Below are 10439 nucleotides of genomic sequence, written 5' to 3' on the forward strand. Positions count from 1 at the left end.
GCGGTCACTCCTCGGGGGCGCCGATGGCCTGCAGGTGCTCCACCGTCGCGGCGCGGCCCCGCCCGATGTGGTCCAGCATGGCTTGCTGGGCGGCCTCGGCCTGTCGCTTCTCCAGGGCGGCCGTGACGGTGTCGTGGTCGGCGACCGATCGGTGCCTGCGCTGAACGAACCAGATCGCCTGATACGGCACGCCGGTCCAGAGCCGGTCGATGAATTCGTCCAACAGGGTCGAATGCGCCGACGCGTACACCATCCGGTGCCACCGCGCGTTGAGATCGACCACGTCGGCGAAGCGGGGCGGGTCTCCGTCGACGACGAGCCGGAACTCCTCCTGGAGTTCGCGGATGCTCCGCAGCTCGTCCGCCGTCGCGTTCTCCGCCGCAAGCCTGGTCGCCAGCGGTTCGAGCGTCTGACGCAGCAGGTAGGTCTCCTCGGCGCGCCGGATCGAGTATTGCGTCACGACGTGTCCGTGATGACGTTTGTATTCGACCAGCCCGTTGGCCTGCAGCATGCGCAGGGCCTCCCGGATCGGGGTCAGACTCATCTGCAACTCGTCGGACAGGCTGGACAGGGTCAGCTTGGCGCCACCCGGCAGCCGGCCGCGTTCGATCAGGCGGCGGATCTCGATGAACGCCTCTTCCGCCTTGGTGGTCGGGAGCGGCTCGGGTGGGGTTGCCATCACATCAGACGGTACCGCGATCGGGGCCGAGGCACCGTTTCCTCACCCGGCTTCGGCCAGGATCGCCCTCGCCCGCCGGACAACCGGATAGTCGACGAATGTCCCGTCGGGAAGTCTGATCGACGAGACACCTTCGGCTTCGGCGGCGGTGAAGGCGGCGTCGACCGTCCTGGCCCAATCGATCTCGGCGGGACTGGCCGCAAAGGCCCCGGCCACCACGGGAATCTGCGACGGGTGGATGACCTGCTTGCCGCCGAACCCGAGCTGCCGGGCCCGGCCGGCCGAGCGGGCCAGCCCGTCGTCATCGTTGAGGACGAGGTAGGGGCCGTCGACCGGCGGCGGGCAGTGGGCGGCGGCCGCCGCGAGGACCAGTTGGGAACGCGCGAAAAGGAATTCGTCGCCGTCGGCGGTCGGGGTGATGCCGAGCTCCCGGGACAGATCCGCAGGGCCGAACGCCAGCGTGTGCACCCGGGTATCCGCGGCGGCGATCGCGGCCGCGTCGAGCACCCCCGCCGCCGTCTCGACCAGGGGGACGATGCCGATCCGGCCGGCCTCGATCCCGGCGGCCCGCTCCGCGCGGGTCAGCAGGTCGGCGGCCCGTCGGACGCCGTCGGGTTCGGCGCTCATCGGGAGGATGATCAGATCGATGCGATGAAGCGCCGGGTCCAGGGCGGCCAGGTCATCCTCGGCGAGACCGCTGTCAATGGCGTTGATTCGCACGCAGATCACCGGGGCAGCGTCGGGAAGCGCGGGCAGTGCGCCCGCGACGGCTTCGCGGGCCGCCTCCTTGCGCGCCACGGCGACCGCGTCTTCCAGATCGATCGCCACGCCGACGGCCGTGCCCGCGGCCGCCTTGGCGATCCGGTCGGGGCGGTCGCCCGGCACGAACAGCACCGTGCGAAGTGCGGGTAATGCGCGTTGCCCGCCCATCAGTCGGCGTACCAGTTCGGCAGATCGTCCTGCAGGTCCACCCACACCGATTTGATCCGGGTGTAGTGATCCATCACGGCCTGGCCGCCCTCACGTCCGTACCCGGACTGTTTGTAGCCGCCGAACGGCACCAGGTGGTTGATCGTGCGGGTGGTGTTGACCCAGATGAGGCCGGCCGCGATACCGGCCGCGACCCGGTGTGCGCGGGCGACATCGCGGGTCCACACCGACCCGGCCAGCCCGTACTCGGTGTCGTTGGCCTTGGCGAGGGCGTCGGCCTCGTCGGTGAAGGTCATCACGCCGGTCACCGGTCCGAAGATCTCCTCCCGGATCATGGTCATGTCCCGGTTCACGCCGTCGAGGATGGTCGGCGAATAGAAGTAGCCGTCGGCCAGCGGCGGCTCGGTGGGCCGGGTTCCGCCACAGACGAGCCGGGCGCCCTCCTGGGTGCCGCTCGCGACGTATCCGGCGATCCGCTCCCGGTGCTGCGCCGAGATCTGCGCGCCCATCTGGGTCCGTTCCGAAAGCGGGTCGCCGACGCGGATCCGGCGCGCCAACGCCGAGAAACGATCCAGGAACTCGTCGTGGACGGACTCCTGCACGAAGATCCGCGACGCCGCCTGACACGACTGCCCGGCCGCCGAGAAGATGCCGTAGGCCGTGCGGTGCACCGCCGCGTCCAGGTCGGCATCGGCGAAGATCACCGTGGGGGATTTGCCACCCAGTTCGAAGGTGACGAGCTTGAGGTCGGAGGCCGCCGTCGCGGCGATCTGCCTGCCCACCTCGGTCGAGCCGGTGAAGGCGATCTTGTCGACATCGGGGTGCGCCACCAGCGCGGCGCCGGCCTCCTCACCGACCCCGGTCACCACGTTGAACACCCCGTCGGGCAACCCTGCCTCGGCGATGATCCCGGCGAAGACCACCGCGGAGACCGACGTCTCCTCGGCGGGTTTGAGGACGATGGTGTTGCCGCCTGCCAGCGCCGGGGAGAGCTTCCAGGCCAGCATGAGCAGCGGTGAGTTCCACGGCACGATCGCCCCGACCACGCCGACCGGCTCGCGCCGGGTGTAGCTGAAGGCCGTCGCCGCCTGCGGATGGGTTTCACCGAGCGTGGTCTGGCATACGCCGGCGAAGTACTCGAAATAGCGGACCACCGCATCGATCTCGGCGCGCACCTCACGGACCGGCTTGCCGTTGTCGCGGGACTCGATGACGGTGAGCTGATCGCGGTGCCGGTCCACGGCCGCCGCGATCTTCATCAGGAAGCGGCCCCGGTCGGCGGCGGAGACCGCGGCCCACGGTCCCTCGAACGCCGCGCGTGCCGCGCGGACGGCCCGGTCGACGTCGGCGCCGCCGCCGCGCGGCAGCCTCGCCCAGACCCGGCCCGACCGCGGCTCGTAAGAGTCGAAGGTCGCGCCATCGGCGGCAGCGACCGCCGACCCGTCGATGAACATCGCGAGATCGGCGACACCGGCGCCGGATTCGGGGTCGGCCAGGGCGGCGACGTCGGGGGAGCGGTGCGGGGTGACTGTCATGACAGGGCCTCCTGCGGCAGTAGGACGGGTTTGATTTCCTGAAAGCTCTGCATCCGTCCCATCACGGAATCGATGTCACCGAGCGGATAGCGACCACTGATCAAGCGGTCGAAGGGCAGCCGGTCGGCGTAGCGTTCGAGGATGGTGAGAGCTGTGCGGTAATGCGAGAGGTCACCGGAGAAGGATCCGATGACGTTGAGGTTCTTCTTGGTGATGGTGCCCGGTGCGACGGCCGTGGTGCCCGCGCCGAGTTGACCGACCACCAGATAGCGGGCGTCGGGCCCGGCCATCTCCACGCCCTCGGCGAAAGCGGCGGGGTGGCCCGAGAACTCGGCGACCAGGTCGGCACCCAGCCCGCCGGTGGCGTCCTTGATCATCTCCAGCCGATCATCCGGATCTGGATGTGCGGCAAGGGAAATGACCTCGTGCGCGCCGAACTCCGACGCGATCTCCAAGCGGGCGTCGGGGGCGCCCACGGTGATCACCCGGCCGGCGCCGGCCTGGGCGAACAGTCCGGTGGCCAAGATGCCCAACGGGCCCGCACCCTGGACGACCACGGTGTGTTCGGGTCCGACCCGGCCGGCCTGCTCGACCGCGTTGACCACCGAACGCAGCGCGCAGCTCGCCATGCTGGCGAGATCGTCGGGAACCCGGTCGGGCACGCGAAGCCGGCCCGAGCCCGGCAGCACGTAGGAATGTTGCGCCAGTCCGCCCAACAGGTGGGGCCACTGGTTCATGCTGGCCTGACCGTAGGGAACCTTGTTGCGGCACAGCGTCGGACGCTTCCTGGCGCACATGACGCAGCGTCCGCAGACGGCGTGGGTCCACAGGATGCGGTCGCCGATCCGCAGCGGCCGGCCTGCCGAGTCGACGTCGGCGCCCTCCCCGATCGCGAGGATCCGGCCGACCATCTCGTGGCCGAGGATCAGCGGCAGCCCGACCGGGATGGCCAGGGTGCCCTCCCAGCAGTGCACGTCGGTGCCGCACAGTGAGCAGGCCACGATCTCGACCAGCAGGCCACCCGGCTCCACCCGCTGCGGGACGGCCACCTCTTCGAGCTTGACCGGTTCGCCGAAGTCCCGGACGACGGCCGCCCTGGTGTACTCGGGCACTGTGGTCGCGTTCATCGCCGCACCTCCGCCGGAATACCGGGGACGACGGGGGCGGGTTCGTCGGGCCGGACTCTGCCCCAGATGGCCATGACCAGGCAGCTGAGCAGACAGACCCCGGCGACGTAGATCGCGACCGGCCAGGTCGCGCCGCCGCTCCGCAGCAGCAGCGACGCCGCGATGAGCGGGGTGAATCCGCCGACCAGGGCGGCGCCCAGCTGATAGCCCAACGATGCGCCGGTGAACCGGATTCGGGTGTCGAACAACGCGGAGAAGTAGCTGGCCTGCGCCGCATACATGAGCGAATGAGCCACGGCCAGGCCGATGATCATCGCCGTCCACAGCGACCACCAGGAGTTGGCGCCCGCCAGCCAGAAGAACGGGAAGGCGAACAGCACCATGAAGGCGGCACCGGCGATGTAGACCGTTCGCGTGCCGATCTTGTCGGCGAGCACACCGAACAGGCCGATCGTGAGGATGGCGACCACGGCCGCCACCAGGATGGCGTTACGCGCCGAGGATTCGCCGGCACCGTTCTTGGCCAGCGTCAGGGCGAACACCGTGATCAGGTAGAACGTGCAGGTCTCGGCGGCCTTCGCGCAGAACGTGACGACGATGCCACGCCGGCCGGAGCGCAACGCCTCCAGCAGCGGGATGTTCTTGCTCTCCGGCTCGGGTTCGGCCGCGCGGGCCGCGAGTACCGCGGCGAACTCCGGTGACTCGGTGATCGCCCGCCGCAGCCAGAGCCCGAGCAGCATCAACCCGGCACCGAGGATGAAGGGTATCCGCCAGCCCCAGCTCAGGAACTGTTCGTCGGGCAGCAGCATGAACGCCCCCAACACCAAACTGGCCAGCACCAGCCCGGCGTAAATACCCATCTGGGGGCAGCTGCCGTAGAAACCGCGGCGGCCCTCCGGGGCGTGCTCGATCGTCATGATCGATGCACCGCCCCACTCGCCGCCGTGCGCGAGGCCCTGCAGGATGCGCAGCGTGACCAACAGGATCGGCGCCGCGACGCCGATCGTCTCGTAGGTCGGCAGCAGGCCGATACCGACCGTGGACACCCCCATCAGCGCGAGGGTGGCGATCAGTACGCTCTTGCGTCCCAACTTGTCCCCGAAGTGGCCCGCGATGATGCCGCCGAGCGGGCGTGCCACGAAACCCACGCCGAAGGTGGCCAACGCGAGCAGGGTGCCGACGGCAGGGTCGGCGCTGTGGAAGAACAGCGCGCCGAAAATGGTCGCCGACAGCGCGCCGTAGAGATAGAAGTCGTAGAACTCGAGCATCGAGCCGATGCCGCTGGCCAGCGCGACGCGCCGGACCAACCGTTCGTCGGGCATCGCCCGCTCCGGGGTTGCGGTCATGAGATTCCTCGTTCCGATGAGATGGGCTGAAGGGTCGGGCCGATGACGCCTGCCTTGGTCAGTTCGTCCAGAACGTCGTCGGGGTAAGCCAATTCGCCGCGCAAGATGGCGTCGTTGTGTTCGCCGATCGCCGGTCCTGGGCTTTTGATGTGCCCCGGTGTTCGCGACAACCGGGCGATCAGGCCCTGCATGCGCAGCGGCCCGAGCGTCGGATGGTCCACGGTGACCACGCTGCCCCGCTCGGTGAAATGCGGGTCGGCGGCGATATCGGCCGCGCTGTACACCGGGCCCGCGGTCGCGCCGACCGAATCGAACATCGCCAGCACGTCGGCGTTGTCCCGCCGGCCGACCCAGGTGGCGATGGCCTCGTCGATCTCGTCGCGATGGGCGATCCGGCCGGAGATGTCGGTGAACCATTCCGCTGCGGCCAGATCCGGCCGGTCGACGGCACGCATGATCCGCTGAGCGGTGGCGGTGGTCGCACCCGACAACGCGATCCACCGGCCGTCGCGGGTCTGGAAGCATTCCCGGGGCACGTTGAAACCCGTCCGGCTGCCCTGCCGGGTCGGCAGCGTGCCGAGCTGGTCGTGGGCCGAGGTCTGGGCTCCGAGGATCCAGAACAGCGGTTCGTAGATGGACAGGTCGACGATCTGGCCCTGGCCGGTCGCCTCGGCGTGGCGCAGCGCCACCATCGTCGCGAAAGCCCCGGCCAGCGCGGCCACACCGTCGGCCAGCGGCCACTGGGGGAGCACCGGCGGGCCGTCGGCGGCACCGTTGGTGTCGGCGAACCCCGACATCGCCTCGGCGATGGTGCCGAAACCCGGGCGGGAACTGTAGGGACCGGTCTGGCCGAAACCCGAGACGCGGACGACGACCAGCTTCGGGTTGGCCGCCAGCAGGTCCTCGGGATCCAGACCCCACTTCTCCAATGTGCCCGGCCGGAAGTTCTCGATGAACACATCCGCCTCGGCCAGCAGGCGGCGCATGACCTCCGCGCCCCGGGGGTCCGACAGCGCCAGGCTGATATCGCGCTTGTTTCTGCCGGTCAGCGCCCACCACAACGATTCGTCGTCCTTGCGCCACTCCCATTGCCGCAGGCCGTCGCCGCGCGGGTGCTCAACCTTGACCACATCGGCGCCGAAGTCGCCGAGCAGTGTCGCGATCATCGGGCCCGCGTAGATGGTGGCGGCATCCACGACGCGGGTCCCATGCAGGGGAGGTGGGCCGCCGCGCGCTGTTGTATCAAACATTTAATAAAACTAACGGGAGTGTGGTGCCGAACACAAATCCGCGGTTGTCCACGGCTGCGCTCGGCACCGACACCGGCACCGCTGCCGGTAAGTACCGGTGGTACCCGACGCAGGTACCCTCGTTGTAATGCAAGACTCCCCGGCCGCCGAGGTCGAGTCGGTAGCATCTGCTCACCCCGGCCGCCGGTGGCGTCGGCTGCTCCTCGTATCAGCCGTTGTGTTGCTCCTGCTCGCGGTGCCCTGGTGGACGCTGTTGTCGGCGGGCACGCAATGGCCGACCTTCGTACCTGTCGCCGGAACTGTGGTATTCGCGGCAGCTTTCGCCGCGTTGCCGTTGACGATGATGCTGGGGCACGGTCATCGGCACCGGGACTGGGCCGCCGCGACCGGAGACACGCTGCTCGGCGTGATGTGGGTGCTGTTCGTCTGGTCCGTGCTGGCCCAACTGCTTCGGCTGGCGTTGTTCGTGCTGGGCGTCGACGATCCCGACCGCTCGCGCGTGGTCGCGGGTGTGGTGGTGGCCGTCGTCGTTGCCCTGTTGGTGTGGGGTTACGCCGAAGCGATGCGAGTGCCGCGGATCCGGCGCGTCGATGTCGGCATCGCCAGGCTGGGGAGCGGCCTGGACGGTATGCGGATAGCCGTGATCACCGACACCCACTACGGGCCGATCGACCGCGCCCGCTGGTCCGCGGCCGTGGTGGATCGGGTCAACGAACTCGACGCCGACGTGGTGTGTCACGTCGGCGACATCGCCGACGGAACGGTGGACGTGCGCCTGACCCAGGCCGAACCCCTTGCGGCGGTGTGGGCGCGGCTCGCCCGCGTGTACGTCACCGGTAACCACGAATACTTCAGCGAAGCCCAGGGCTGGCTCGACTACATCGACGGCATCGGCTGGGACGCATTGCACAACCGCCACATCGTCGTCGAACGAAACGGCGACCGGCTGATCATCGCGGGCGTTGACGACGCGACCGCCCAAGCAGCCGGTGTAGCCGGGCACGGAGCGAATCTCGAAGCAGCGCTGGCCGATAGCGATCCGACACTGCCGGTGATGCTGCTCGCGCATCAGCCCACACAGGTGGTGACGGCCGCGGCGGCGGGAGTCGACCTGCAGCTCTCCGGTCATACTCACGGCGGGCAGATCTGGCCTTTCAACTTTCTGGTCAGACTCGAACAGCCCGTGGTGCAGGGGTTGAGCAGGCACGGCGACCGGACACAGCTCTACACCAGTCGGGGCACCGGGTTCTGGGGTCCGCCGTTCCGGATCTTCGCGCCGAGCGAGATCACCCTGCTGACGCTGCACCGTCGAGTTTGATCCGGCACCCGCCGTCGGTGACTGGCGCATGACGCTGCGAACCGTTAATTTCCTGGGGTGATGTCCTCAGCTGCCGGTGCAGTCACGCGTTGGATCGCCCCCTTCCTGACGGTTGCGGCAGTTGCCGCAATCGGCCTGGCCGCCGCACCGGCGAGCCTGGCCGCGGACGGGAACCCGTTGGCCGGCCAGACCTTCTACGTCAATCCGCAGTCCAAAGCCATGCGGGCGCTTCCGGGCAACCCGAGTCCCGAGTTGACCGCCATCGCCAATACCCCGACCGCGTACTGGATGGACAACGTGTCCAGCCCCGCGGTGGACTCGAAGTACATCGCCACGGCACAGGCCGCGGGCACCATGCCGATCCTGGCGCTGTACGGGATCCCGCATCGTGACTGCGGCAGCTACGCCGCGGGCGGATTCGGATCGGCCGGGGCCTACCAGGGCTGGATCGACGGCGTCGCGGCAGCCATCGGCGCCGGGCCCGCGGCGGTCATCCTCGAACCCGATGCCCTCGCCATGGCCGACTGCCTCTCGGGCGATCAGCGCGAGGAACGCTACAACCTGATGAGCTACGCGGTCGACACGCTGACCCGCAACCCGGGCACCGCGGTCTACGTCGACGCGGGGCACTCCCGGTGGACAGCCGCCGATGAGATGGCCAACCGGCTCAACCGGGTCGGCGTCGCCAAGGCGCGCGGCTTCAGCCTCAACACCGCGAACTTCTTCACCACCGAAGAGGAGATCGGGTACGGCGACGCCATTTCGGGCCAGACCGGCGGCAAGCCCTACGTCATCGACACATCCCGCAACGGCGCCGGACCGGCCGAGGGCGAGATGTACTGGTGCAACCCGAGCGGCCGGGCCCTCGGCGCCGCACCGACCACGGCGACCGGAAACGGAAACGTCGACGCCTTCCTGTGGGTCAAGCGTCCCGGCGAGTCCGACGGCTCCTGCGGTACGGGCGAGGCGTCGGCAGGCACCTTCGTGAGCCAGTACGCCGTCGACCTGGCCCGCAACGCGGGTCGCTAGCGAAAAGCGCTCGCAATCTAAGCGCGGGCCAGCATCAGGTCGAGGAACCGTTCGTGCCGGCCCGAGGCGGCCAGACCGTCGGTGGAATCGACCAGGTGCAGCATGCCGATGCCGGCCGCGAACGTCGATTCGGCGCGCAGCCGCGCCTCCTCGGGCCCGAACCCGTAGTCGAGGAAGGCCTTTTCGACCGCCACCAGCACCCGATGGTCGGCCGCACGCACATTCGCCGCGGCCACGTCGTCGGAGCGGGCCCACTCCCGCATGGCACGTTCCAGCGTCCAGTGCTGCGGGCTGACCAGGGCCGCCATCATCTGCGCGAGGCGCTCGCGGGGTGGCAGGTGTTCGATCTCGGCGAGTGAGCGACGGTCGTTCTCCAGGAACGTATTCCACGACGTCACCAGCGCCGAGCGGTAGCCCTTCATATCGGTGAAGTGCCAGTAGAAGCTGCCCCTGGTGGCCCCGACCTGCCCGCAGAGCCGTTCGATCTTCAGCGCCCGCATCCCGTCGGTGGCCAGCAGTTCATAGCCTGCCTGCAGCCAGTCGTCGGCGGTCAGGTTGCCGGGTGTGCCCCGCCGTTCGCGCATCCGATCAGGTTAAGGCGTTGCCTGTCGCCGTGTTCCACGATCAGGTCGATACCGCGGTGTCGTGCAGCCCGAACGGCACCGCGGCGAGCAGGGTGACCGGCACCAGGCCACCGCTGGGCACCTGATAGTCGCGACGCTCGCCGGGTCGGGCGCCGGCCAGTGCGGCGCCGAGGGGCGAATCCAGTGAGTACACCTCGAGGTCGCCGTACTCGGCGCCACGCACGCCGAGCAGGAAGGTCTCGGTGTCGCCGCTCAGCTCATAGCGGACCGTGAGCACCATGCCCGGTTCGGCCACCCCGTCGTCCGGCGGGTTCTCGCCGACGACCGCGTGCATCAGCAGATCATGGATGTGCTGGATCCGGGTCTGGCGGGCCCGCTGAATGGCGACCTGGTTCTCGTCGGAATCGTCCGCGGCGTCGGTGGCGATCAGGTCGCGCAGCGTGGCGAGCTCGCTCTGGAGCCGGTCGTGAGCCTGGGGTGACATCCAGACACGTTGGCTGGCAGTCATTTTCGAATACCTCCTGGTACCGCTGGGGTGAGGGTTGTCGTCAGGGGCGGGGGCGGGGCCCCCCCCCACCCGGCGAATGGCCGCCATGTGCCCGGTGGGGGGGGGGTTCCGTACTTTCTGTGGTTTTTTTTGT

Annotated in this window: 10 protein-coding genes; 2 read left to right on the forward strand and 8 right to left on the reverse strand. The window is 69.1% G+C overall.

Annotated elements, in window-relative coordinates; genetic code table 11:
- Positions 1–4: 4 nt before the first annotated feature.
- The 6 genes from ACWDTP_RS09080 to ACWDTP_RS09105 are packed head-to-tail and all read right to left on the reverse strand — an operon-like array spanning position 5 to position 6867.
- Positions 5–679, reverse strand: coding sequence for a GntR family transcriptional regulator (locus tag ACWDTP_RS09080; RefSeq protein WP_450018716.1), 675 nt, complete (start codon positions 677–679; stop codon positions 5–7).
- 42 nt (positions 680–721) lie between these two features.
- Positions 722–1609: an HpcH/HpaI aldolase/citrate lyase family protein gene (locus ACWDTP_RS09085; RefSeq protein WP_450018718.1), complete on the reverse strand. Its 888-nt coding sequence runs from the start codon at positions 1607–1609 to the stop codon at positions 722–724.
- Positions 1609–3144 carry an aldehyde dehydrogenase gene (locus ACWDTP_RS09090; RefSeq protein WP_450018720.1) on the reverse strand — a complete coding sequence of 512 codons (1536 nt, stop codon included), beginning with the start codon at positions 3142–3144 and terminating at the stop codon, positions 1609–1611. Before ACWDTP_RS09090 ends, ACWDTP_RS09085 begins: the two co-directional genes overlap by 1 nt.
- On the reverse strand, positions 3141–4271 hold the full coding sequence (locus tag ACWDTP_RS09095; protein WP_450018722.1) for a zinc-binding dehydrogenase: 1131 nt from the start codon (positions 4269–4271) through the stop codon (positions 3141–3143). The genes ACWDTP_RS09090 and ACWDTP_RS09095 overlap by 4 nt, the downstream gene beginning before the upstream one ends.
- Entirely contained in the window at positions 4268–5617 is a 1350-nt protein-coding gene (locus tag ACWDTP_RS09100) for an MFS transporter (protein ID WP_450018723.1), read from the reverse strand. Before ACWDTP_RS09100 ends, ACWDTP_RS09095 begins: the two co-directional genes overlap by 4 nt.
- Entirely contained in the window at positions 5614–6867 is a 1254-nt protein-coding gene (locus ACWDTP_RS09105) for a CaiB/BaiF CoA transferase family protein (protein ID WP_450018725.1), read from the reverse strand. Before ACWDTP_RS09105 ends, ACWDTP_RS09100 begins: the two co-directional genes overlap by 4 nt.
- A gap of 127 nt (positions 6868–6994) precedes the next feature.
- Here ACWDTP_RS09105 and ACWDTP_RS09110 point away from each other — a divergent pair, with 127 nt between their 5' ends.
- Both ACWDTP_RS09110 and ACWDTP_RS09115 read left to right on the forward strand, forming a co-directional pair.
- Positions 6995–8185 carry a metallophosphoesterase gene (locus tag ACWDTP_RS09110; RefSeq protein WP_450018727.1) on the forward strand — a complete coding sequence of 397 codons (1191 nt, stop codon included), beginning with the start codon at positions 6995–6997 and terminating at the stop codon, positions 8183–8185.
- A 60-nt stretch (positions 8186–8245) separates the two neighbouring features.
- A complete protein-coding gene (locus ACWDTP_RS09115; RefSeq protein WP_450018729.1) occupies positions 8246–9214 on the forward strand; it encodes a glycoside hydrolase family 6 protein in 969 nt (322 codons plus the stop codon).
- Positions 9215–9231: 17 nt separating this feature from the next.
- Here the strand turns inward: ACWDTP_RS09115 and ACWDTP_RS09120 are convergent, their stop codons facing one another.
- Positions 9232–9798: a TetR/AcrR family transcriptional regulator gene (locus ACWDTP_RS09120; RefSeq protein WP_450018731.1), complete on the reverse strand. Its 567-nt coding sequence runs from the start codon at positions 9796–9798 to the stop codon at positions 9232–9234.
- A gap of 40 nt (positions 9799–9838) precedes the next feature.
- The gene (locus ACWDTP_RS09125) at positions 9839–10306 is read right to left on the reverse strand and encodes a GreA/GreB family elongation factor (RefSeq protein WP_450018733.1); all 468 of its coding nucleotides are present in this window, start codon (positions 10304–10306) and stop codon (positions 9839–9841) included.
- Positions 10307–10439: the final 133 nt, after the last annotated feature.

The organism is Mycobacterium sp. NPDC003449, assembly GCF_053588415.1.

Coding starts and splice junctions, on each gene's coding strand:
- ACWDTP_RS09080 (WP_450018716.1), bottom strand. CDS start 679: ATGGCAACCCCACCCGAGCCGCTCCCGACCACCAAGGCGGAAGAGGCG.
- ACWDTP_RS09085 (WP_450018718.1), bottom strand. CDS start 1,609: ATGGGCGGGCAACGCGCATTACCCGCACTTCGCACGGTGCTGTTCGTG.
- ACWDTP_RS09090 (WP_450018720.1), bottom strand. CDS start 3,144: ATGACAGTCACCCCGCACCGCTCCCCCGACGTCGCCGCCCTGGCCGAC.
- ACWDTP_RS09095 (WP_450018722.1), bottom strand. CDS start 4,271: ATGAACGCGACCACAGTGCCCGAGTACACCAGGGCGGCCGTCGTCCGG.
- ACWDTP_RS09100 (WP_450018723.1), bottom strand. CDS start 5,617: ATGACCGCAACCCCGGAGCGGGCGATGCCCGACGAACGGTTGGTCCGG.
- ACWDTP_RS09105 (WP_450018725.1), bottom strand. CDS start 6,867: ATGTTTGATACAACAGCGCGCGGCGGCCCACCTCCCCTGCATGGGACC.
- ACWDTP_RS09110 (WP_450018727.1), top strand. CDS start 6,995: ATGCAAGACTCCCCGGCCGCCGAGGTCGAGTCGGTAGCATCTGCTCAC.
- ACWDTP_RS09115 (WP_450018729.1), top strand. CDS start 8,246: ATGTCCTCAGCTGCCGGTGCAGTCACGCGTTGGATCGCCCCCTTCCTG.
- ACWDTP_RS09120 (WP_450018731.1), bottom strand. CDS start 9,798: ATGCGCGAACGGCGGGGCACACCCGGCAACCTGACCGCCGACGACTGG.
- ACWDTP_RS09125 (WP_450018733.1), bottom strand. CDS start 10,306: ATGACTGCCAGCCAACGTGTCTGGATGTCACCCCAGGCTCACGACCGG.